Genomic DNA, 22,573 nt, shown 5'->3' with positions numbered 1-22,573 from the left:
CGAATCCGATTCCCCGCTCCCGGCGCTAGGGTCAGCGGCCGTACTGCGCCCCGCCGTTGATGTGCAGCACCTGGCCGGTGACATACGCGGCCTCCGGGGAGGCCAGATAGCGGATGGCGGCCGCGATCTCGACGGGCGTCCCGGGCTGCCCGGTGAGCGTCTGCCCGATCTGCTGGGCGATGAACTCGGGGGTGCCGCGCTCGCCGAAGAACTCGGTGTCCTCGACATAGCCGGGGGCCACCGCGTTGGCGGTGGCGCCCTCCGGGCCGAGCCGCCTGGCCAGCTCGAAGGTGTAGGTGTGCAGCGCGGCCTTGGTGCCGCCGTACGACCCCGGGCCGCGCAGCGCCGCGACCGAGGACAGGTGGACGATCCGGCCGCCGGGCCGGGTGAGGTGGGGCAGCAGCGCCTCGGTGAGCAGCACGGCGGTCAGCACGTTGGCCTCGAAGTTCCGCTGGTACTGACCGGCGATGCCCTCGAGGGTGCCGTCGTTGGAGGGGGCGACATTGCCGCCGGCGTTGGTGACGAGGACATCGACAGCGCCGCCCCCACCGTCCGCGGTGATGAACTCGGCGGCGCGCCGGGTCTGCTCCGGGTCGCTGAGGTCCGCGCTGGTCCAGGTGACCAGGCCGGCGCCGTGAGCGGCGTTCAGCTTGTCCGCCGCGGCGCGCAGCACCTCGGCGCGGCGTCCGAGGATGACCACTCGGTCGCCTTCGGCGGCGAAGGTCTCCGCGGTCGCCAGTCCTATGCCGGTACCGCCGCCCGACACCACGATCCGTCGCCCCATCACGGGCCTCCTCAGTGCAGCTTGTTGAATATTGGTCACATCTATGAACAAGCACGCTAGGAAGAAAGCGCATTCCCGTCAAGGCTCGGCACCCAACAGCCGGGCTGTTGCCTTGCGTTCACTATTGACAGGTTCTGTTGGAGATGGCGCAATGGCGGCGCCCCACTTGTCCCAGCAGCAGCCACAAAAGCTGTTCCAGCAAGGAGGACATGTGCGTTTTCGTTCATCTTTCGCCAGATCCGTGGTCGCGACCGTGACCCTGGCGCTTGGCGCGCTCGGTCTGCTGACCGCCCCCGGTCCGGCCGCGGCCGACACCCGCTCCGACGACCCCTCGATCGTCCATGGCCTCCGCGGCGACTACTACCTCCAGTCCGCCCCGGGGGCCTTCGACTTCCACGAGCTGAAGGCCACCAGCCTCGACCCCGCCCTCGACTTCGGCAATCTGGAGCCGCGGCTACAGGCCACCACCGGACGGTCCGACGACGTCAGCGTCCGCTGGACCGGCCAGATCACACCGGAGCGCTCCGGTGCGCACACCTTCTCGATCACCGCCGACAACGGCTTCCGGCTGTGGATCGACGGCAAACCGGTCATCGACCACTGGGTGGACGACTGGGACAAGGAGCAGACCTCCCAGCCCGTCGAGCTCACCGCGGGCAAGGCGTATGACATCAAGGTCGAGTACTTCGAGCACTACGGCGGCTCCAACTTCCACCTGTCCTGGACCCCGCCGGGCGCGGCCAAGGCGCCGGTGCCCGCGTCCGCCTTCCGGCTGCCCGCCGACTTCGACTACGACGGCCCGGTGGCCAGCGCCGTCCAGCCCGACGGCCGGACGCTGCTGCTGGACTTCGCCCGGCCCCTGACCACTCCCCCGGCCGATCTGACGTCGCATCTGTCCGCCGTCATCGGCGGCGCGCAGTGGCCGCTCGGGCGCGCCCGGCTGGACGCGGCCGATCCGTCCCGGCTGCTGCTCTCCCTGAAGGAGCCGGTGGTCGGCCGCGGCGGCGAGGCCGTCGTGCGCTACGACGGCGAGGGCGGCCTGGAGGACGGCGACGGCGCCATCGACCCGTATGTCTCCTTCGGCGGCAACAAGTCGACGTATCAGCTGAGCACGCCCTGGGCCAAGGACGTCGGCCCGGACAACGCCCACCCCGAGTACCCGCGCCCCCAGCTGACCCGCGATCAGTGGCGCAACCTCAACGGCAGCTGGGAGTTCGCCGCGGCGAAGGAGGGCCAGAAGCCCCCGGTCGGGCAGAAGCTCAAGGAGCGGATCCTGGTGCCGTACCCGGTGGAGTCCAAGCTCTCCGGGGTGGAGCGCCATGAGGACCGCATGTGGTACCGGCGGACCTTCACCGTCCCGGCCGACTGGAAGGTCGGCGACGGCAAGCGGTTGCGGCTGAACTTCGACGCCGTCGACTGGCAGGCCGAGGTCTATGTGAACGGCACCCGGGTGGCCGACCACCGCGGCGGCTACGACCGGTTCAGCGCCGATGTCACCGACGCCCTGCGGCCGGGCCGCACCCAGGAGCTGATCGTCGGCGTCTACGACCCGACGGACGCGGCCGACGGCGAGAACCCGCCGATGGGCAAGCAGCGCCTCGACCCGAGCGGCATCTTCTACACCCCCTCCTCCGGGATCTGGCAGACCGTCTGGATGGAACCGGTCGCCACCGACCACGTGGACACCCTCAAGCTCACCCCGGACGTCCCCGGCAAGGCCCTCACCACCGAGGTCCGCGGGGTGCGGGACGGCGTCCCGGTCACCGCGACCGCCTACGACGGACGGCGCGTGGTCGGCACCGCCACCGGGCGCACCGGAAAGCCGCTGACCGTCCCCGTGCCCTCCCCGCATCTGTGGTCCCCCGACGATCCGCATCTGTACCAGCTGAAGGTGACGGTCGGGCGGGGCGCCTCGGCGGACCGGGTGGAGAGCTACTTCGGCATGCGGAGCATCGCCGTCAAGGAGGTGGACGGCAAGAAGCGCACCGTGCTCAACGGAAAGCCGATCTTCTCCATGGCCACCCTCGACCAGGGGTTCTGGCCCGACGGACTGCACACCGCGCCGACCGACGAGGCCCTCGCGTACGACCTGAAGATGCACAAGAGCATGGGCTTCAACTCGGTGCGCAAGCACATCAAGGTCGAACCCGACCGCTGGTACTACTGGGCCGACCGGCTGGGCCTGATGGTGTGGCAGGACATGCCCGCGATGAACACCGTCACCCCGTCCGAGAAGGCGCAGGCGCAGTACGAGCACGAGATGAAGCGGATGATCGACCAGCACGTCAGCAGTCCGTCGATCGTCATCTGGGTGACCTTCAACGAGGGCTGGGGCCAGTACGGCGGCCCGAAGGTGCCGGCGCTCGCGAAGGGCTGGGACCCCAGCCGGCTCATCAACGGCGCCAGCGGCTGGAACGACACCGGCAACGGCGACCTCGCCGACATCCACGCCTACCCCGGACCGGGCGATCCGCGCCCGGACGCCTCACGGGCGGGGGTCACCGGCGAGTACGGCGGTCTCGGTCTGGCCGTACCGGGGCATGCCTGGCCCGTGCAGCACACCTATGTCGGCGTGGACAAGGACCAGTACACCGACGAGTATCTGAAGCTGCTGGACAAGGTGCGCGGGCTGGTCGCGTGCAACGGCAGCAGCGGGGCCGTCTACACCCAGATCACGGATGTGGAGGGCGAGCTCAACGGGCTGCTCACCTATGACCGCAAGGAGATCAAGCCCGATGTGAAGCGGCTGCGCCAGGCCCATCAGGCGCTGATCCGCGACGCGGCGGACCCGGCGTCCATGGAGTGCACCGGCTGAGCGCTCCGCGGCCTGACCCGTTCCGGGGCGTGGGTCCCCGGGGCGGGTCATTCCGCCGCCAGCGCCTCGACGGCGGCCACCGTACGGTCCACCACCGCGTCGTACAGCCTGCTGTGCGCCCGCGGCAGCCGCGCCAGCAGCGGGGCCACCACCTCCCGCTCGTCCGGGGGGTAGAGGGCCAGCGCCTCGCTCAGGGCATCGAGCTTGCGGGCTGAGACGGGGCCGCGGTGGGTCTCGTAGACCGCGTGGCCGATGACGGTGGAGCCGATGAGGGTCACGGCCAGCGCGAGATCGTCCTCGGTCAGCTTCAGGGGGCGCAGCATCCGGGTGAGGGTCACCAGGGAGGAGATCCGGGCGGGCTGCTGGGTGGCGGCCATATAGGGGAGCAGCTGGCGGTAGGGCAGCAGATAGTCGCGACTGTTGTGCATCCAGGCCCGCAGCCGCTCCTGCCAGGTGTCCCCCGGCGGGTCCTTGTGCTGGGCCTCGGCCAGGACGCGGTCGGCCACGGCCTGGAGGAGGTCGTCGCGGTCGGGGAAGTAGCGGTAGAGCGCCATGGGGGCGGAGCCGACCGCCTCGGCGACCCTCTTGACGGTCAGCGCGGTCTCCGGTTCGCGGACCGCGAGCTCCGCGGCGCTGCGGACGATCTGCTCGCGCGACAGACGGGGCGGGCGCCCACGTCCTCTGCGGACGGTACCCTCCGCGGTCCCGGCCATCCGGTGTCCTTTCGCTCGCCCCCGTCGTACCAGGCCCCAAGGCTACGCAAGGTCGCTCGGGCGCCGCTCGTGGCCGTACGGGGCCCTGAACCCCTCATGACCGTGCGGCGCCTTGAACGCCGCCGCGGTCCGGCTGCCCGCCAGGACGGCGGTCGTCGACGGACCGCGGTGAACTGCGGGAGATCTACCGGGACATGGCCGAGGAGCCGACCGGTGATCGGGGCGGCCATATTTGACGTACCAGTTACACAAAATTATGCGACACTGCTGCACTGATGTGAATCGGCCATGCCCCGACGAAGGACCACCGTGACTTCCTCACCTCCGACCCCCGATGCCCCCGAAGCGGCGATGACCGCCCACCCACCGCGCTCCGGCCCGGTGGTAGCCGTCCTGGCCTTCGGCGGGATCGTCGTCTCCCTGATGCAGACCCTGGTGGTGCCGCTGGTCCCGGACCTCCCGGAGCTGCTGCACACCTCGGCCTCGGACGCCTCCTGGGCGATCACCGCCACCCTGCTCGCCGGCGCCGTGGCCACCCCGGTGCTGGGACGACTCGGCGACATGTACGGCAAGCGGCGGACGCTGCTGCTCAGCCTGACGATGCTGGTGGTCGGATCGGTGGTCTGCGCGCTCTCCGACACGCTCGCGCCGATGATCGTCGGCCGTGCGCTCCAGGGCTTCTCGGCGGGTGTGATCCCGCTGGGCATCAGCATCATGCGCGATGAACTGCCCGCCGAACGGCTCGGCTCGGCGATGGCCCTGATGAGCTCCTCGCTGGGCGTCGGCGGCGCGCTCGGTCTGCCCGGCGCCGCGGCGCTGGCCGAACACGCCGACTGGCATGTGCTGTTCTGGGTCTCGGCGAGCCTGGGCGCGGTGGTGATCGCGCTGGTGCTGACGGTCGTACCGGAGTCCCCGGTACGCGGCGGCGGCCGCTTCGACCTGGTGGGCGCCCTCGGGCTGTCGGCCGGGCTGCTCTGTCTGCTGCTGGCCATCTCCAAGGGCGCCGACTGGGGCTGGGCCAGCGGCGTCACCACCGGGCTGTTCGCCGCGGCGGTGGTCGTGCTGCTGCTGTGGAGCCGGTGGGAGCTGCGGGTGAGCGGGCCACTGGTGGATCTGCGCACCACCGTGCGCCGTCAGGTGCTGCTGACCAATCTGGCCTCCATCGTCATCGGCTTCGCGATGTTCGGGATGTCGCTGGTGCTGCCGCAGCTGCTCCAGATGCCCGAGGCCACCGGGTACGGACTGGGCCAGTCGATGATGACCGCCGGTCTGTGCCTGGGCCCGTCCGGTCTGGTGATGATGGCGATCTCCCCGCTGTCCGCGCGGATCACGGCCACCTCGGGCCCCAAGACCTCGCTGATGCTCGGCGCCGGGGTGATCGCCGTCGGCTACGGCATGGGCATCTTCCTGATGGACGCCGTGTGGCAGATCGTGGTCATCTCGTGTGTGATCGGCGCCGGGATCGGCCTCGCGTACTCCGCCATGCCCGCGCTGATCATGTCGGCGGTGCCGGTGTCCGAGACGGGCGCGGCCAACGGGCTCAACACCCTGATGCGGTCCATCGGCACCTCGACCGCCAGTGCGGTGGTCGGCGTCGTCCTCGCCCATATGACCACCGCGTTCGGGCCCGTCGAGCTGCCGTCCCTGGACGGCTTCCGCACCGCCTTCGCGATCGGCGGCGGCGCCGCGCTGGTGGCGCTCGCGGTCGCCGCGCTGCTGCCGGGCCGCGGTCCGGACCGGCTCACGGCCACTTCGGAGCGGCCGGGCACACCGGAGCCGGTGGCGGGCCGCTGACCGACGGCCCAGGTCGATACGTTCCCCTCCCCGCCCCTTCCCGATACCAAGGACTCCGCCCCTGGACCCCCGGGGGTCTGGGGCGAAGCCCCGCACGCAACGGAACCGCACACCGCGGCTTCCCCCTCCACGCAACATCGATACGCGGCTCCGCCGCGCGACAGTCGCTCCGCCCGCAGGCCCCGGGGCCTGCGGGCGGAGCACTATCTTCCAGCCCCTCCGGCGCGTGAGAAGCAGGGCCTGGAGCCGAGCCCCACCTTCCAACCCTTCCGGCGCTCAAGGAGCACGGCCTGGAGCCGAGCCCCACCCTCCAGCCCCTCGCGCCTACGGAGCAGGACCTGGAGCCGAGGTCCACTTCCAGCCCCTCCGACGCTCAAGAAGCACGGCCTGAGGCCGAGCCCCACCCTCCAGCCCCTCGCACCTAAGGAGCACGGCCTGGAGCCGAGCCCCGCATTCCAGCCCCTCCGGCGATTGAGGAGCGGGGGCTGGGGTGGAGCCCCAGTTTCGGGAAGGGGCGGGGAGGGGAACAGCCCGCCGCAGGCGTCACGATCCGCCCGCCCACACCACAGCGAGGCCATACGGGCGGCTTTGTCGTGACGGGAGCGCATAGGAGCCATCATGTGGACAGCGGTTGACGGAACGAGCCCACGCGGTGCTGAATGATGCGAGTGAGGACTGAGCTGCCCCTGGTCACCCGCGACCACATCGACTTCGGTCGGGTGTGGTCCGCCTCCTGTTCCGGCTGACCCGGCAGCGGGCCGCCGAACCGGCCGCCCTCCTCTGATCCATCACGGGCCCCTCGCCCATCGCCTCCCGCGCCCGACGCGCCATCACCCCCGGTGGGCCAACGCCCCTTCCGGGTCCGTGGCGCTTCCCGCATTCCCGCATACCGCATTCCGCATTCCCGCATTCCCACCTTCCTCGGCTTCTCCGCCTTCCGAAAGGTCACCCCATGCCCGTGGAGTTCCTCGGCATCGCCGCCACCAACGACGGCTCCGAGACCGGGCCGCGCTCCGGCGCGGCCTTCGACAAGGAGTACACCCTGCGGCTCGCCCGGGCCCATGAGGACCACGGCTGGGACCGGGTGCTGTTCGCCTACGGCTCCGGCTCGCCCGATCCCGCGCCCGCCGCCGCGTACATCGCGGCCAGGCTGGACCGGCTCCAGCTCCTGCTGGCCCACCGGCCCAACGTCTCCTATCCGACGTACGCCGCCAAGACGTTCGCCACGCTCGACCAGATCAGCGACGGCCGGCTGACGGTGCACTTCATCACCGGCGGCAACGACCACGAGCAGCGGCGTGAGGGCGACACCCTCACCAAGGACGAGCGCTACGCGCGCACCCGCGAGTACATACGGATCGTCAAGAAGATCTGGACCACCCATGAGCCCTTCGACCACGAGGGCGAGCACTACCGCTTCCACGACTTCGTCAGCGATGTCTTCCCGGTCCAGCGGCCACGGCCGGGCGTCTCCTTCGGCGGCTCCTCCCCCGCGGCCTACGCGGCCGGTGGGGCCGAGGCCGACATCTACTGCCTGTGGGGCGAGCCGCTGGAGCGGACCGCCGAGCAGATCGAGGCGGTGAAGGCGGCCGCCGCCGCGGCCGGGCGGAGCGATGTGCCGAGGATCCAGGTGGCGTTCCGGCCGATCATCGCCCCGACCGAGGAGCTGGCCTGGGAGAAGGCGCACCGCACGGTGGCCACCATCCGCGCCCGCAAGGAGCGGGGCGAGGCGACGACCGTGCGCCACCACCGCAGGGGCACCCCGGAGGCCGCGTCACCTCAAAACACCGGTTCTCAGCGGCTGATCTCCATCGCCGAGGCGGGCGAGCGCTACGACCGGGCGCTGTGGACCCCGACCGCCGCCGCCACCGGTGGCGCGGGCAACTCCAACGCCCTGGTGGGCACGCCGGAGACGGTGGCGCAGGCGCTGCTGGACTACTACGACCTGGGCGTGGACATCCTCTCCGCGCGCGGCTACGACCTGCTCGGCGACGCGATCGACTTCGGCCGCCATGTCATCCCGATCGTCCGCGAAGAGGTCGCCAAGCGGGACGCCGAGCGCGCGGCCCGGGGCCCGCAGACCCTCGCGGCGGTGCGCTGATGACCTCCGTGGCCGAGCCGCAGCCACGCCCACAGTCACAGCCACAACCCCAGCCCCAGCCCCAGCCCCAGCCCCAGCTGACGGTGGTCCGGGTGACCGTGGACGACCCGCGGGTCGAGCCGCTGCTGCGCGAGCTGGCGCATGAGTACTCCACCCGCTACGGCAGGGCGGCCGACGGTGAGCTGAACCGCTATCCGCCCGAGGAGTTCGCCCCGCCACACGGGGAGCTGCTCCTGCTGCTGGACGGCGGTGAGCCGGTCGCCGGGGGCGCGTACCGGCGGTACGACGAGCGGACGGCGGAGCTCAAGCGGATCTGGACGCACTCGGGCCACCGGCGGCGCGGGCTGGCCCGCCGGGTGGTGGCGGAGCTGGAGCGGTCGGCCGCCGAGCGCGGTTACCGCCGGATCTACCTCACCACCGGGCCCCGCCAGCCGGAGGCGCGCGGGCTGTATCTGGCCACCGGCTACACCCCGCTGTTCGATGTCTCGGCCGATCCGGAGAGCATCGGTCCGCTCCCGTTCGAAAAGGGGCTCTAGGCCCGGCGGAGGCGCCCTCCGCCAACGCGTGTCCGTCCGTCCGCCCGGCCGCTCCGGGCGGACGGACGCATTCCCCCCGTTTACGGTTGACGGTTCTGTGTCAACTGTTGCCGGGCGCCCGTGGGTGCGGTTTTAGGATGCGGTAATTCTGCCGCGACCCGACCGTCCGAAGGCATGCCATGACCAAAGTCCTGAACGTCGATGCACTACCCGAGCCGTCCGTGCTCAAACGCGCGAAGCGACGGCGTCCCGGACTTCTGGTGGCCAATGCGATCGTGCTGGTACTGGCCGCGATGGCGGTGACCACGATAATCACCAACCCCCGTTTCGAGTGGGAAACCGTCGGCAAATACTTCTTCGAGATCCGGGTGATGAAGGGCATCGGGGTCAGCATTGGAATGACCGCAGCGACCATGGTTCTCTCTTTGGTGTGCGGCACCGTGGTCGCCTTGATGCGCATGGGAAATTCCCGGCTCATGTCCATGGCCGCGGCCGCCTTCATCTGGGTTTTCCGCTCCATTCCGATGCTGGTGCAGCTGCTTTTCTGGTACAACCTCGCGGCCCTCTTTCCGACGCTTTCCCTGGGAATTCCCTGGGGGCCGCGTTTCGTCACCTTCGATTCGAACAGCGTCATCGGCCCGCTGACCGCCGCGATCATCGGCCTGACCCTCCACGAAACCGCCTACATCGCGGAGTTGATCCGGTCCGGACTGCTGTCCGTGCCGGATGGACAGCGTCAGGCGGCGTCCGCACTGGGGCTGACACCGACTCAGATCTTCTTCCGCATCACCCTCCCGCAGGCGCTGCGGGTGATCGTCCCCCCGATGGGAAATGAGCTGATATCTCTCCTCAAGGCCACCTCCCTGGTCAGCGTGATCACCCTGGCCGACCTGCTCTACTCGGTCCAGCTGATTTACGCCAAGAACTTCCAGACCGTTCCACTGTTGATCGTGGCAGCCATTTGGTACATGATCATCACCGGCGCCATTACTCTTCTTCAGCAGCGCCTGGAACGACGTCTGGGACGACACACCCTGATTTCGGCCGACAAGGTCGGGAAAGTGAAGAGGATCGAGCACTCGGTATGACCGCGGCATCGCAAATGGAATCGCAGGCCATCGTCTCCCTGCGCGGGATCCGCAAGTCGTTCCGCGGCACCGAGGTGCTGCACGGCATCTCCCTGGATATCCACCGAGGTGAGACGGTCTGCCTGATCGGCCCCTCCGGATCCGGGAAGAGCACACTGCTGCGCTGTGTCAACCACCTCGAAGTGCCCGACCAGGGCGTGGTGGTGGTCGACGGCAGCGTGATCGGCTATCAGCTGCGCGGGCGCACCCTGCATGACCTCGGCGCCCGGGAACTGGCCGCCCAGCGCTCGGCGATGGGCATGGTGTTCCAGAGTTTCAATCTGTTCCCGCACCTCACCGCCCGCGAGAACATCGTGGAGGCCCCGCGCCGGGTACTCGGGCTCTCCAAGGCCGCGGCCGACGCGCGGGCCGAGGAGCTGATGACCCGGGTGGGGCTCGCCCACAAGCTGGACAGCTATCCGGACAAGCTCTCCGGCGGCCAGCAGCAGCGGGTGGCCATCGCCCGCGCCCTGGCGATGCGCCCCAAGGTGATGCTCTTCGACGAGCCGACCTCCGCCCTGGACCCCGAGATGGTGCAGGAGGTCCTCAGCGTCATCAAGGATCTGGCCCGCGACGGTATGACGCTGGTCGTCGTCACCCACGAGATGCGCTTCGCCGCCGATGTGGCCGACCGGATCGTCTTCATGGACGACGGCCGGATCGTCGAGGAGGGCACCCCGGAGGCGCTGCTGCGCGCTCCCTCACACGACCGCACCCGCATGTTCCTGTCGAAGGTCAGCCCATGAGCACCGAACTCCCCCTGCCCACCAAGACCGCCCGGCGCCTGAAGCTGTGGGACTCCTACCGCTCGTACCAGTACCTGGCGGCCGGGGAGGACTACCACGCCTTCGAGCTGGCGCCCGCGCTCGGACGGGTCCCCGGGGCCGCGCTGGAGTGGAGCGAGGACGTCGAGGTCCGCGCGCGGGACTTCGAGGAGCGCCATCTGGTGGTCTCCGCGCATGACCACCTCTCGCTGCGCCCCGCCGATCCGGGCGACTTCGCCGCGTACCGCCGCCAGGGCCGGGAGTCGATCCCCTACGAGGGCATCGCCCACTCGGGGGTGGACCTGTTCTTCGACGGCGGCCCGGCCGCGGTGAGCATGATCCGCTCCCATGCCCCCTGGGACTGGGACGACGCGGTCAGCGATCTGGCCATGCGCCAGGCGGACCTCGCCCATCAGCGGCTGGTGGCGCCCGTCCGCTCCCTCGAGGACGCCGACCGGGCGCGGGCCGGCCACCAGGTGGGGGTGGTGCTGACCCTGGAGTCCGCCTCCCCCATCGGCAATGACGTCGACCGGCTCGATCTGCTCTACGGTCTGGGCGTACGGCTGCTCGGCCTGGTCTACAGCGAGAGCAACCAGCTGGGGTCGGGGCTCGCCGACGCCGGGGACACCGGTCTGACCCTGCTCGGCCGCCGGGCGCTGCGCCGGATGAACGACCTCGGGATCATCGTCGATGTCTCGCACAGCGGGGACGCGACGGCCCTGGACGCCGTGCGCCGTTCCACCGCCCCCGTGGTGATCACCCATGCCGGGTCCCGGGCGCTGTGGCCGACCCCGCGGATGAAGCCCGACGATGTGATCCGGGCCTGCGCCGGGTCCGGCGGGTTCATCGGCGTCGAGGCGGCGCCGCACACGACCGTCACCGCCCGGCACCCCCGGCACGATCTGGACTCGGTGATGGAGCACATCGAGCGCTGTATCGATCTGGTCGGCATCGACCATGTGGCCTTCGGGCCGGACACCAACTTCGGCGATCACACGGCCTGGCACCGGACGTTCGCCCCGCTCTTCGGCAAGGACGACGCGCACGACGGCAAGGCCCCCGAACTGCCGCCGCACGAGGAGGTCGAGTACGTACGGGGCTGTGAGAACCCCGCGGAGGCCGTCGGCAATATGATCCGGTGGCTGTTCGACCGCGGCTACTCCGAAGCGGACGTGGCCAAGCTGGCCGGGGGCAACGTACGGCGCGTCGCCGAAACCGTCTGGGGCCGCTGACCGGTCCCGTACCTCCGCACCCCCCACTTCCCGGAATGGAGCACCCATGCGCAACCGTCCCCATGTCGCCGCATGCGCCCTGCTGGCCTGTCTGACCCTCAGCCTGTCGGCCTGTTCGGTGGACGACACCCCCGAGGACGGCAAGGACAGCAAGAGCCGTCCGGCGGTCACGCTCGCCCCTGAGCCCAAGGACAGCGCGCTGGCCGCCGAGGTGCCCCCGGCTTACACCAAGAAGACGCTGGTCATGGGCGTCAGCGAGTACGCGCCGTATGTCACCTTCGAGTCCGATGGGAAGATCACCGGGCTGGTCCCCGACCTGGCCGCGCAGCTCTCCTCGTTGCTCGACATAAAGATCAAGGTGGAGCGGACCAACTTCGACGCGGTCATCCCGGGGCTGAAGTCCGGCCGGATCGACCTCAGCGCGCCCTCCGGTGACTTCACCGAACGCCAGAAGGAGGTGGACTTCGCCGACTTCGCGCAGAGCAGTGTGACGATGATGGTGCTCACGGACGGCCCCTTCCGCCCCAAGAACGGCCTCGATGTCTGCGGCCACAAGGTCGGCGTCGAGAAGGGCGCCGGAACGCAGAACGTGCTCGCGGCGCAGAACAAGCGGTGTGCCGCGAAGGGCAAGCCGTCGGTGGACGTGAAGCTCTACACCGATCTGCCCGCCGCCTCGCTGGCTCTCCAGAGCAAGCGGGTGGAGGCGGTGGCCGCGCCCAGCGCCTCCAACACCTCGGTGAGCCAGAACTCGCACGACCGCTTCGAGACGCTCGAGCTGAAGGACATGCTGGACCTGCCCGCCGCGACGGCCATCTACGGCATCCAGGCCAAGAAGGGCGTCGGGCTCGCGCCCGTGATCGTCAAGGGGCTGCGGAAGCTGTACGAATCGGGCACCTACGCCAAGCTCTTCGGCCAGTGGGGGCTGCCGCTGTCCACCGTCACCCGGGACCAGATCGCCCTCAACGGCTCCAAGCAATCCCAGACCCAGTGAGATCTTCCATGGCACGAACCAGTCAGACCGAAACGACCGGCGACAGAGGGCGGGCGGCCCGGGAGGAGCCCGCCCGCCCGCTGGACGAGCGGGTGTGGCGACGCACTCTGCGCGTCCCGATGCGGGACGGGATCGTCCTGGCCGCCGATCTCTTCACCGACCGGGAGCGGCCGGGCCCCCGCCCGGTCATCCTGGAGCGGACCCCCTACGGCCGCCGGCAGATGCGCGACTCCGACCGCAGCCGCCACGACGAGCCGGTGCCCACGCCCGAGGAGACCTCGGCGTTCTTCGTCCGCGCGGGGTACCACGTGGTGCGGCAGGACTGCCGGGGCCGCGGGGACTCCGAGGGCACCTTCGTGAAGTACCTCGGCGAGGGTCCTGACGGGGCGGACACCATCGACTGGATCGCCGCCCAGCCCTGGTGCGACGGCCGGGTGGCCATGATGGGCGTGTCCTACTCGGCCCACGCCCAGACGGCCGCCGCGGCCGAGTCCCCCGCCGGGCTGTCCGCGATGTTCATGGACTCCGGCGGCTTCGCCAGCGCCTACGAGGCCGGGATGCGGATGGGCGGCGCCTTCGAGCTCAAGCAGATCACCTGGGCCTTCCGGCACGGTGAGGAGAGCCCCGAGGCGGAGCGGGACCCGCTGGTGCGCAAGGCGTTCGCGGGGACGGATCTGCGCGACTGGTTCACCGTACTGCCGTGGCGGACCGGCGTCTCACCGCTGCGCCAGGTGGACAGTTACGAGCGCTATCTGCTGGACCAGTGGCGCCATGACGCCTTCGGGGCGTACTGGCGCCAGCCGGCCATCTACGGGCGCGGCCACTACGACCGCTTCCCGGACGTGCCGACGCTGCACATGTCGAGCTGGTACGACCCGTATGTCCGCTCCACCATCGAGAACTTCACCGCCATGGGCCGGCTCAAGCGGTCCCCGGCGTATCTGGTGATGGGGCCGTGGAAACACGGGCTGCGCTGTGTCACCTTCGCCGGTGACGTGGACTTCGGGCCCGCCGCCACCCTCAGTGGCAATGTGGACGCCTCGTATCTGTCGTTCCGGCGGCGGTGGTTCGACGCGGTGCTGGGGGGCGGCGACCCGGAGTCGATCCCGCGGGTCCAGTACTTCCTGATGGGCGGCGGGGACGGCCGGCGGGACGAGGCCGGGCGGATGCGGCACGGCGGCCGGTGGCACACCGACACCCAGTGGCCCCCGGCCGGGACCCGAGAGACCGCGTACTACTGCCACCCCTCGGGCGAGCTGAGCCCGGAGCGGCCGACGGCGGCACGGGCCTGGGTGGAGTACGACTTCGACCCGAACGACCCGGTGCCCACGCTCGGCGGCCAGGTCACCTCGGGTGAGCCGGTGATGGTCGGCGGCGCCTTCGACCAGGTGCCGGACGAGCGGTTCTACGGTGCCCGCCCGCCGTATCTGCCGCTGAACTCCCGGCCCGATGTGATCTCGCTGGCCACCCCGCCGCTGGAGGAGCCGCTGGTGGTGGCCGGGCCGGTCACCGCGCGGCTGTTCATCTCCTCGTCCGCGCCGGACACCGACTTCACGGTGAAGCTGGTCGATGTGCATCCGCCGAACGAGGACTATCCGCACGGCTTCGCGATGAACCTCACCGAGGGCATCTTCCGCTGCCGCTTCCACAAGTCCTTCGAGCGCCCGGAGCCGCTGGAGCCGGGCGAGGTCTACGAGATCGAGATCCCGGCGCCGGACACGGCCAACCGCTTCGAGGCCGGGCACCGGCTGCGGGTGGACATCTCCTCGAGCGACTTCCCCCGGTTCGACGTCAACTCCAATACGGGGGTGCCGGAGGCGGTGAGCCGCCGCAAGGTGGTGGCGACCAACCGCGTCCACATGGACGCGGACCACCCCTCGGCGGTGCTGCTGTGGACCCAACCGGGCTGATGGGCGGCCGGCGTAGGGCCGTCACCGCATGATCGTCGTCAGCACGTCCTGCCCCAGCCGGAGCAGGGTGCTGGTGGCCAGCCGGTGGTAGACGTACTTGCCCTCGCGCTCGGACTCGATGAGCCCGGCGTCCCTGAGCTGGCGCAGGGTGCGGGAGACCTGCGTATCGGCGAGCCCCAGCCGCTGGGCCAGTTCGGAGGTGGTGATGGGCTCGCCCAGCAGATGGCGGCACAGCTCCATCCGGCCCAGGGACGCCAGCGCGGACATCCGGGCCCGCAGCTCGGCCTGGGTCAGCTGATCGGCCGTGCCGCCCTCCTGGGCGGCGAACTGGAGCACCACGGGGTGGCACTCCTCGTCCTTGACGGTCAGATGCGGCCAGACATGGACGGAGGGGAGCAGGAAGAGCGGGCGGGGGCCGATCTCGATCTCGGCGACGGCCAGCTTGTCGTAGCGCACCCGTGAGCCGCCCCGGGAGACCACCGCGGTGGGGCTGAGCCCGGCCAGCACCTCGGCCAGACCGCGCCGCCGGATGTCGGCGCGGACCCGGGCGGCGGCCGACTCCAGCCGGTCGCGGACCGTGCGCCACTCGGAGGCGAAGAACGCCTCGGCGCAGGATTCCAGGAAGCACAGGAGCCGGTCGCGCAGCCCCTCGGGCGAGGCCACCAGGTCGTGGGCCAGCTCGCCCCGCCGGAAGGAGCGCCGCTCGCACTGCTCCACATAGCGCTCGGCGGCCCCGGGGTCGGTGAGCAGGCTTCCGGCCGGGGGGACGGCCTCACGGAAGCCGAGCACCCCCTGGGAGCACAGGCCCACGAACTCCTCGAGCGGCAGCTTCTCCAGATGGCGCAGCTCGTCCTCGAAGGGCTGGTCCAGCGGGAGCTCCAGCGGGAACAGCAGCCGGCAGCGGAGCCGGGCCCACAGCGGGGACAGTGCGCTCATCTCATGGGCGAGGGAGGGGGCGAGCGCCGTCCCGAGCCTGCGCGTCCAGCGCTGGGCCTCGGGGTGGTGGTCGGGCTCGGCCATGATGTGCAGCACCGACATGAGCTCGGCCAGCGATGACCGGCCGACGTGCACGTCGGCCGGCTGGGCGCGCTGGAGGTTGAGCGTGATCCCCACACCCGCACATTACTCGGCGGCCGCGGGAACCGACCCGTCCGGTCAGCGGTCCCGGGGCAGCAGGGGGCCCAGCGGGCCCAGGTCCAGGTTGAGGTCGTCCTCGGTCAGCCCGAAGTGCTCCCGCAGCTCGGCCATGTTCCGCTCCAGGGCCATCAGCGTCAGCCCCAGCTCCTCGATCTGCTCATCGCTGATGCCGCCCTGCTCGACGCGGCGCAGCGCCTGCCGCTCCATGAGCTGCCGCAGCAGTTCGACGATGGTGAGCACCAGACCGGCGAGGCTCCTGCGGACCGACTCCTCGTCCACCTCGATCCGCCGGCCGGGCCGCCGGGGAGCGCGGTCATCCGTCATCGCGGTCCCCTTGGTGACGATCATGGCGATCATGGCGGTCCCCCTCCCACCCCTCCTCGTTCTCCACCCGTACGGAGGCGATCAGGGCGCGCAGCGAGATCCGTACCAGGTCGATGTCGGCGATGCTCAGGGTGATCTCCCCCGCGATCACCACGCCTCCGGCGAGCACCCGGTCGAGCAGGTCGACCAGCGCCACCTCCCGCCGTTCGATCGCCCGGGTCACGACGGCGTCTCCTCCGGGTGGGCCTCTTCCACCGGTTTCGGCGGGGCGGTGAAGGAGTACGGCGGCCAGGGGCCGCTGACCTCCAGGGTGATGGCGGGGTAGCGCTCCCCCAGGTCGGCCACCAGGGCGGTGAACTCCTCGCCGAGGGCGTCGGGCACCAGATAGGAGTTGTTCAGCACCATCCAGCCCTCGTACGCGGCCAGCGCGGTGTCCTGCGGTGGATGGGCGGCCGTGGCCACCGCCAGCGCGGCGAGCGAGGCATGGACCTCCTCCGCCCGCTCGGTCGCGCGCAGATGCGCGGTCTCCTGGTCCTGGCGCTGGGCCCGCCGCCGCAGCAGATAGGCGGTTCCGGGGCTCTCCTCGCCGTCGGTGGGCTCGTCCGGGTCGGGCAGGAAGGACCTGGGGTCGACATACGCCTTGACGCCCCACTCGGTGCGGTCCGCCACCCGTCGCAGCGTGGCCGTGAAGTCGTCCCGGCGCTCCTGGAGCATCGCCCGGACCCGGTCGTCGTCGTGGTAGAGCGTGGCGAAGCGCAGCGGGATGACCTGGCCGTGGCGGGCCGCGCCGTTGATCACCCGGTGGTGGGCGCGGGCGGTGCGCTCCAGCCACTCCAGATCCTCCAGATGGTCGCGCAGCGCGTCCTCGCCGAAGTCCGCCAGCGGTACGGAGCCCACGACGGCGGCCAGCCCCGCGCTCTCCACCAGGCGTACCGGCTCGTCCGCCACACCGGTGAGCTCCCTCGGCGGGGTGCCCTCCTCCGGGGCGGCCGTCACCGCGTACAGCCAGGTGGCGAGGGAACCGTTCACCGTCCGTCCTCCCGCTCCGCGCCGTGGGTCCCGTGGTCGTCCTCCCGGCGTGCGCCGCGGCCGTCCTCCAGCTCGCCCACGCGCCGCCGCAGCCGCTCGTTCTCCTCGAGGACGTCCCGGGCGCCGGAGGACAGTGAGGGGTCGTGCTCCCACCAGTCGATGCCCATCTCCTTGGCCCGGTCCACGGAGGCGACCAGCAGCCGGATCTTGATCGTCAGCAGTTCGATGTCCAGCAGGTTGATCTGGATGTCGCCCGCGATGACGATGCCCTTGTCGAGCACCCGCTCCAGGATGTCGGCCAGGCTGGACGGCTCGGCGCCCCCGCGGGCGGGTTCGCGCCCGGCGCCGGTGCGCCGGACCGGGGGGTTCCAGTCGGAGCTCTGGTTCATGTCCGGTTCTCCGCCCTGCCCCGGTAGTAGCGCTCGGTGCGGCGGTAGGAGAGGAGTTCGCCGCGGTCGTCCAGCTCGACCTGGTACTCGGCGAGGAGGTCGGTGGAGTCCGGGATCCGGTGGGTCTCGACGACCTCGATGCCGATGGTCCAGCCGTCCTCCGTGCGCTCCAGCGAGGTGACGCCCTCCGGGGTCCGCCCGGTGAGCCCCCGCACATGGCGGGCCGCGCTGCGCGCGGCGTCGCGGGCCACGAGGGCGGGACGCCGGGGGTGGGGGCCGGGGCGCTCCCGCTCGGGCTCGCGCCGCTCCGGCTTGCCGTCGCGCCGGTCCGGCTCGGGCTCGTGCCGGTCCGGCTCGGGCTCGCGCCGGTCCCGCTCGGGCTCGCGCCGGTCCCGCTCGGGCTCGCGCCGGTCGCGCTCGGGCTCGCGCCGGTCGCGCTCCTCGCGGTGGCGTTCCTCGCGGGGCCGTTCGCGGGGCACGGCTCATACCTCCAGGCCCCCGCCGGGCGGCCCCTGGGACATCAGCCTGCGCACCAGCTCGTCCTCCTCCCGGCCCGCCTCCTCCTCGGTGAGCTCCCCGCTCTCCCGGGCCTCCGCGACCTCCTCCAGCCGCTGCTTGATCACCTCGGGGTCGTACAGCTGCCGATGGGCCTCGTCATGGATCCGCTCGGCGATCCAGACGACGCCGCGCACCGGGGCCAGCGGCAGCGTGGCCAGGCCGGTGAACAGTCCCATGGCTACTCGTCGCCTTCCTTCCCCTCGAACGTCGCGTCGGCCGTCGCGTCGGCCACGAAGTCGTACGGCGCCAGCGGGCCGAGCAGCCGCATCCGGACCCGGCCGTGCCAGTGCGCGGCAAGCTCCTCGGCCGCCTCCTCGAACGCCTGCCGTTTCGCGTCCTCCACCAGGAACGAGGCGTTGACCAGCCCTTCGGAGGACGCCGGCTCCTCCGACACCGAGCCCAGCGCGTACGGCGCCAGCCGCCGGTCGAGCTCCAGCGCGTCCACGCTCCGCTTCGCGGCGATGCTGTCCATGACGAGCTGACCGAGCTCGATCCGCTGCTCGTAGCCCGCGTCCTCGGGCAGCCCCCGCAACTCGTCGCGGAGCCGTCTGGCCTCCGGCTGTTCCGTCACCACCTCGCGCAGCACGGCGTCCTGGTCATAGCGGGCCCGGACGGTGAGCTGCGTACGGCCGCGGAGCCGGTCGAGGCCGCGGGCGAAGTCGTCGTGCCCCTCGACCAGCAGCTCGTCCGTCACCGCCGCGGTGTCGCGCACCACGGTGCCGAACCGGAACGGCAGCACCGGTGAACCCTGCGCGGCCAGGTGGTCCAGCACCCTGGCGTGGGTGCGCAGATCCTCCGGGGTGCCCAGCGGCTTGTCGACGGGCACCTCGCTGACCACCGCGGCCTGGCCGCCCCGGCGGACCAGGGTCACCGGGGCCTCCGGATCCCCGACGGCGGGCAGGTCCTTGACCGACTCATCGGGCCGGTCGTCCGTGACGACCCCGTACACGTAGCAGGCACGTTCGTCCTCGGCCATCACCGCTCGCGCTCCCTGTGGCTGTGGGAACCCCTGGTGCGCCGGGGCTGCTCCCGCTCCTCGGCCTCGGGTTCCCGGTCCTCGTCGTCATCGTCCCGCAGCAGATCCGAGACCGATTCCTTGACGCCCTCCAGGGCGCCCTTGGTCTTCTTCTTGCCGCCGCTCTCCTGGATCTGGTCCATGAGGCCGGGCAGACCATGGGTTTCGGTGCCGCTGCGGGCGAGGTCGAGTCGGTTGGTCGCCTCCGCGAACCGCAGATACGTGTCCACGCTGGCGACGACGATACGGGCGTCGATGGTCAGGATCTCGATGCCCACCAGGGACACCCGCACATACACGTCGATGACCAGGCCCTTGTCCAGGATCAGGTCGACCACGTCGACCAGGGCGCTGGAACTCGCCCGGTCCAGATACTGGCTCTGCTGCTGCCGTGCTACGGTCACCGCGCTCACCCGTTCCGGGGGCGGGGTCCGTCAGCGGCGCACGCGGCGCCGGGCGGGCTCCTCGTCCTCGTACTCCTCTTCGTATTCGTCACGGGGCTCTTCGTCCTCGTACTCCTCGGGCTCCTCGTCCCCGTATTCGTCGTAGCGTTCGTGGCCCTCCTCGGGCTCCTCGCGCTCCTCGGGCTCCTCGGGCTCTTCCTCCTCGGGCTCCTCCCGTCCCTCTCGCTCGTCGTCCTCGACGATCTCGCCGTCGCGCACCACACCGCGCCAGCCCACGACCTCGTCGGGGTCGAGCAGCACCTCGCGCATGAGGTGGCGGCGGAAGTGCTTCATCTCCAGGCGCACCCGGCGGCCCTGGGCGCGCCAGAGGTTGCCGGTGCGCTCCATGAAGCCCTGCGGCCAGTACTCCAGGACGAACAGGATGCGGGTGAGGTCGGGGGCCAGCTCATGGAAGGTGATCGTGCCGTCCACATGGCCCTTGTCGGCCCGCGACTTCCAGATGATGCGCTTGTCCGGCACCTGCTCGATGACCTCGGCGCGCCACTTGCGGTGCGACCAGAAGACCTGGGCCTTCCATTCGGATTCCGTCCCGGCCTCGTCCTCGCGGTCCTCGTCGGCCTCGTTCTCGACGTCCTCGACCTTCTTCATGTACGAGGGGAAGTTCTCCCACTCCGTCCAGAGGTTGTAGGTGAGGGAGAGGGGCGCGCCGACGTCCATCTGCTCCACGATGTTGGTGACCTTGAGCTTCTTTCCGCCCTTGCCCCCGCCGTCGCCGCCACCGCCGCCGAGGCCCGGGATGATGCTCTTGGCCTTGTCGACGACCTTCTCCTTGACCTTCCCCTTGACCTGGTCCTTCATCTGATCCTTGGCCGTGTCGACGACCTTGTCCCTGACCTGCTCGAGACCGCCCTTCAGCGCGCCCGTCCCGGGGTTGCCCATATGGGTGACCGATTCCAGGGCCCGTTCGCCCAGCGCCGCCAGCAGGCCCTGCGCCTCCTTCAGCAGACGGTCGGTGGGCAGGTCCCGGGCGAGCTCTCCGGCCCGCCCCTTGGTTTCCTCAGCCATGGCCCTCACCTCTGGCTTCGCCGCGCGGGCCTTTCGGAGCCGGTCCGCTTGCTGGTCTGCGCCGGACGGTCGGTCGGCCTGCGCTGTCTGCCGGCGCGCTCGCGCTGCCCGCCCTCGCGGGACCGTCCGCTCCCGCGCTCCTCGCGCTCGCCGCGTTCCTCGTTCTCCTTCGGTTCCTCGTGCTCCCCGGCCTCCGGCTCCCGGTCCCCCGCACCACCGGTGCGCAGGGTCGCGGCGCGCCGCTCCAGCCGGTCGCTCAGGGCGTCCATGCGGTTACTGGCCGCCGACATGGCCGCTTCCCGGCCCGCGGAGACCAGCCGGCTGCCGATGTCCTGGCCGAGCCTGCCGAGCTCGGAGGACTTCAGCTGCTGGGCGCCCGATGGGCTGATGCCGGAGCTGAGGCGCTTGCCCGCGGCGAGACCGGCGAGGCCGAGGACCAAGGTCCCCCTGTGGCCGCGCCCGAAGAGATAGCCACTGGCGAAGGCCAGTGCCACCCGGGAGTTCTTCATGATCGCTCCTCCTCCCGGAGCTGAACGAGAAAGCCGTTCGGGTGCACAGGACCAAGTATGGTGCATATCACCCTATTCAGTGATGTGTCAGGCGGCGAGCGCCGGATGCAGCACCACTTTCGTGTAGCCCTCGACCCGCTTGTCGAACTTCTCGTACGCCTGCGGGGCCTGGTCCAGCGGCAGTTCATGGGAGACCACGAAGCTGGGCCGGGCGCGCCCGGCGATGATCAGGTCGCGCAGCTGGCGGTTGTAGCGCTTGACGTTGCACTGGCCCGTGCCCATGCGCTGCCCCTTCTCGAACATCCGGCCGATGGAGACCAGCAGCTGACCGCGCTTGGCGTGCTCATCGGGGCCGCCGGGGTCGGACGGGACGTACAGCCCCGGCACGCCGAGCCGCCCGGTCGGCCGCACCGTGTCGACCAGCGAGTTGAGCACCGACGCGGGCTCCTCATGGCTGGCGTCGTGCGCCTGGGCCTGGTAGCCCACCGCGTCGATGCCCTTGTCGGTGCCCTCGCCACCGGTGCGGTCCATGATCTGCGGCACCGGGTCGCCCTTGCTGAAGTCGATGGGGACGGCGCCGATCTCCCTGGCCTTCTCCAGCCGCTCGGGGACCCGGTCGACCACGAACACCGTGGCGGCGCCGCGCAGCAGCGCGGAGTAGGCGGCCATCAGTCCCACCGGGCCCGCGCCGTAGACGGCCACGCTCTCGCCCGGGGAGACCTGGGCCAGCTCACAGCCGTGGTAGCCGGTCGGGAAGATGTCGGCGAGCAGGATGAAGTCGGTCTCGAGCTCATCGCCCTGGGGCAGCTTCAGGCAGTTGAAGTCGGCGAAGGGCACCCGTAGCCGATCCGCCTGGCCGCCCTTGTACGGGCCCATCGCCACATAGCCGTAGGCGCCGCCCGCGAAGCCGGGGTTGACGGTGAGGCAGAAGCCGGTGTCGCCCGCGAGGCAGTTCTTGCAGAAACCGCAGGCCACGTTGAAGGGCATGACCACGCGGTCGCCCTTGGACAGCGAGACGACGCCGGAACCGGTCTCCTCGATCACGCCGAGGTTCTCGTGCCCGAAGACGATGCCGGGCTCGGCCGCCGTCCGGCCCTCGTACATATGCAGATCGGAGCCGCAGATCGCGCTTGAGGTGACGCGCACGATCACATCGTTCGGATGCTCGATCCGAGGATCGTCGACGTCCCTCACCGCCACCGAGTAGGGCTTCTCATAGACGACGGCTTTCACCTGGATCACCTCCGCGTCGATCGCTGACAAGCGGCGGTGGTGGCGGACACGCCCGTTCCCAGGGTGTCTCGGCCACCACCGGGTACTTCCAGCGAACCGCCACGGGACGCCCGGCGCAACCGGGTCCGGCGCGGTCGTTTCGC

The 22,573-nt window shown here is 70.8% G+C and carries 23 protein-coding genes; 9 read left to right on the top strand and 14 right to left on the bottom strand.

Going from position 1 to position 22,573, the window contains the following annotated elements:
• Positions 1 to 31: 31 nt before the first annotated feature.
• Complete coding sequence (locus ACJX2R_RS43035) at positions 32 to 784, bottom strand: SDR family NAD(P)-dependent oxidoreductase (RefSeq protein WP_413104497.1); 753 nt, start codon at positions 782 to 784, stop codon at positions 32 to 34.
• A 151-nt stretch (positions 785 to 935) separates the two neighbouring features.
• On the opposite strand from ACJX2R_RS43035, the gene ACJX2R_RS43030 reads away from it, so the two are divergent.
• Positions 936 to 3,599, top strand: a complete 2,664-nt coding sequence (locus ACJX2R_RS43030) for a PA14 domain-containing protein (RefSeq protein ID WP_413104496.1) — start codon at positions 936 to 938, stop codon at positions 3,597 to 3,599.
• Between the two features lie 47 nt (positions 3,600 to 3,646).
• Here ACJX2R_RS43030 and ACJX2R_RS43025 read toward each other — a convergent pair whose 3' ends face one another.
• Positions 3,647 to 4,312 carry a TetR/AcrR family transcriptional regulator gene (locus ACJX2R_RS43025; RefSeq protein ID WP_413104495.1) on the bottom strand — a complete coding sequence of 222 codons (666 nt, stop codon included), beginning with the start codon at positions 4,310 to 4,312 and terminating at the stop codon, positions 3,647 to 3,649.
• A 351-nt stretch (positions 4,313 to 4,663) separates the two neighbouring features.
• On the opposite strand from ACJX2R_RS43025, the gene ACJX2R_RS43020 reads away from it, so the two are divergent.
• The 8 genes from ACJX2R_RS43020 to ACJX2R_RS42985 all read left to right on the top strand — a co-directional run bounded on the left by ACJX2R_RS43020 (position 4,664) and on the right by ACJX2R_RS42985 (position 14,767).
• Entirely contained in the window at positions 4,664 to 6,106 is a 1,443-nt protein-coding gene (locus tag ACJX2R_RS43020; protein ID WP_262701378.1) for an MFS transporter, read from the top strand.
• Between the two features lie 952 nt (positions 6,107 to 7,058).
• The gene (locus ACJX2R_RS43015) at positions 7,059 to 8,207 is read left to right on the top strand and encodes an LLM class flavin-dependent oxidoreductase (protein WP_413104494.1); all 1,149 of its coding nucleotides are present in this window, start codon (positions 7,059 to 7,061) and stop codon (positions 8,205 to 8,207) included.
• Complete coding sequence (locus tag ACJX2R_RS43010) at positions 8,207 to 8,743, top strand: GNAT family N-acetyltransferase (protein WP_413104493.1); 537 nt, start codon at positions 8,207 to 8,209, stop codon at positions 8,741 to 8,743. The genes ACJX2R_RS43015 and ACJX2R_RS43010 overlap by 1 nt, the downstream gene beginning before the upstream one ends.
• Positions 8,744 to 8,922: 179 nt before the next feature.
• Positions 8,923 to 9,831 (top strand): amino acid ABC transporter permease, encoded by a 909-nt coding sequence (locus ACJX2R_RS43005; protein ID WP_413104492.1) that lies wholly within the window; start codon positions 8,923 to 8,925, stop codon positions 9,829 to 9,831.
• Positions 9,828 to 10,616: an amino acid ABC transporter ATP-binding protein gene (locus ACJX2R_RS43000; protein ID WP_317259559.1), complete on the top strand. Its 789-nt coding sequence runs from the start codon at positions 9,828 to 9,830 to the stop codon at positions 10,614 to 10,616. The genes ACJX2R_RS43005 and ACJX2R_RS43000 overlap by 4 nt, the downstream gene beginning before the upstream one ends.
• A complete protein-coding gene (locus tag ACJX2R_RS42995) occupies positions 10,613 to 11,866 on the top strand; it encodes a dipeptidase (protein WP_413104491.1) in 1,254 nt (417 codons plus the stop codon). The genes ACJX2R_RS43000 and ACJX2R_RS42995 overlap by 4 nt, the downstream gene beginning before the upstream one ends.
• A gap of 46 nt (positions 11,867 to 11,912) precedes the next feature.
• Positions 11,913 to 12,857 carry a transporter substrate-binding domain-containing protein gene (locus ACJX2R_RS42990; RefSeq protein WP_413104490.1) on the top strand — a complete coding sequence of 315 codons (945 nt, stop codon included), beginning with the start codon at positions 11,913 to 11,915 and terminating at the stop codon, positions 12,855 to 12,857.
• Positions 12,858 to 12,865: 8 nt separating this feature from the next.
• Positions 12,866 to 14,767 (top strand): CocE/NonD family hydrolase, encoded by a 1,902-nt coding sequence (locus ACJX2R_RS42985; protein ID WP_413104489.1) that lies wholly within the window; start codon positions 12,866 to 12,868, stop codon positions 14,765 to 14,767.
• A gap of 21 nt (positions 14,768 to 14,788) precedes the next feature.
• On the opposite strand, the gene ACJX2R_RS42980 is transcribed toward ACJX2R_RS42985, so the two are convergent.
• The 12 genes from ACJX2R_RS42980 to ACJX2R_RS42925 all read right to left on the bottom strand — a co-directional run bounded on the left by ACJX2R_RS42980 (position 14,789) and on the right by ACJX2R_RS42925 (position 22,430).
• Positions 14,789 to 15,880, bottom strand: a complete 1,092-nt coding sequence (locus ACJX2R_RS42980) for a DUF5937 family protein (protein ID WP_413104488.1) — start codon at positions 15,878 to 15,880, stop codon at positions 14,789 to 14,791.
• A 42-nt stretch (positions 15,881 to 15,922) separates the two neighbouring features.
• On the bottom strand, positions 15,923 to 16,252 hold the full coding sequence (locus ACJX2R_RS42975) for a gas vesicle protein K (RefSeq protein WP_413106098.1): 330 nt from the start codon (positions 16,250 to 16,252) through the stop codon (positions 15,923 to 15,925).
• Positions 16,218 to 16,451 carry a gas vesicle protein gene (locus tag ACJX2R_RS42970; RefSeq protein WP_413104487.1) on the bottom strand — a complete coding sequence of 78 codons (234 nt, stop codon included), beginning with the start codon at positions 16,449 to 16,451 and terminating at the stop codon, positions 16,218 to 16,220. The genes ACJX2R_RS42975 and ACJX2R_RS42970 overlap by 35 nt, the downstream gene beginning before the upstream one ends.
• Entirely contained in the window at positions 16,448 to 17,257 is an 810-nt protein-coding gene (locus tag ACJX2R_RS42965; protein WP_413104486.1) for a GvpL/GvpF family gas vesicle protein, read from the bottom strand. The genes ACJX2R_RS42970 and ACJX2R_RS42965 overlap by 4 nt, the downstream gene beginning before the upstream one ends.
• On the bottom strand, positions 17,254 to 17,646 hold the full coding sequence (locus ACJX2R_RS42960) for a gas vesicle protein (RefSeq protein ID WP_262701259.1): 393 nt from the start codon (positions 17,644 to 17,646) through the stop codon (positions 17,254 to 17,256). The genes ACJX2R_RS42965 and ACJX2R_RS42960 overlap by 4 nt, the downstream gene beginning before the upstream one ends.
• Positions 17,643 to 18,125, bottom strand: a complete 483-nt coding sequence (locus tag ACJX2R_RS42955; RefSeq protein WP_413104485.1) for a gas vesicle protein — start codon at positions 18,123 to 18,125, stop codon at positions 17,643 to 17,645. Before ACJX2R_RS42955 ends, ACJX2R_RS42960 begins: the two co-directional genes overlap by 4 nt.
• A 3-nt stretch (positions 18,126 to 18,128) precedes the next feature.
• Positions 18,129 to 18,380, bottom strand: coding sequence for a gas vesicle protein GvpG (locus ACJX2R_RS42950; RefSeq protein ID WP_262701262.1), 252 nt, complete (start codon positions 18,378 to 18,380; stop codon positions 18,129 to 18,131).
• Between the two features lie 2 nt (positions 18,381 to 18,382).
• Positions 18,383 to 19,180, bottom strand: coding sequence for a GvpL/GvpF family gas vesicle protein (locus ACJX2R_RS42945; protein WP_413104484.1), 798 nt, complete (start codon positions 19,178 to 19,180; stop codon positions 18,383 to 18,385).
• Positions 19,180 to 19,623, bottom strand: a complete 444-nt coding sequence (gene gvpJ / locus ACJX2R_RS42940; protein ID WP_413104483.1) for a gas vesicle protein GvpJ — start codon at positions 19,621 to 19,623, stop codon at positions 19,180 to 19,182. The genes ACJX2R_RS42945 and gvpJ overlap by 1 nt, the downstream gene beginning before the upstream one ends.
• A 30-nt stretch (positions 19,624 to 19,653) precedes the next feature.
• Positions 19,654 to 20,688 carry an SRPBCC family protein gene (locus tag ACJX2R_RS42935; RefSeq protein WP_413104482.1) on the bottom strand — a complete coding sequence of 345 codons (1,035 nt, stop codon included), beginning with the start codon at positions 20,686 to 20,688 and terminating at the stop codon, positions 19,654 to 19,656.
• A gap of 5 nt (positions 20,689 to 20,693) precedes the next feature.
• On the bottom strand, positions 20,694 to 21,197 hold the full coding sequence (locus tag ACJX2R_RS42930) for a hypothetical protein (protein WP_413104481.1): 504 nt from the start codon (positions 21,195 to 21,197) through the stop codon (positions 20,694 to 20,696).
• 87 nt (positions 21,198 to 21,284) lie between these two features.
• Entirely contained in the window at positions 21,285 to 22,430 is a 1,146-nt protein-coding gene (locus ACJX2R_RS42925; RefSeq protein WP_086882271.1) for a glutathione-independent formaldehyde dehydrogenase, read from the bottom strand.
• Positions 22,431 to 22,573: the final 143 nt, after the last annotated feature.

The organism is Streptomyces sp. Inha503, assembly GCF_047215865.1.
GTDB classification, from domain to species: Bacteria; Actinomycetota; Actinomycetes; order Streptomycetales; family Streptomycetaceae; genus Streptomyces; species Streptomyces lycopersici.
This window is presented reverse-complemented; position numbering and strand designations above follow the sequence as displayed.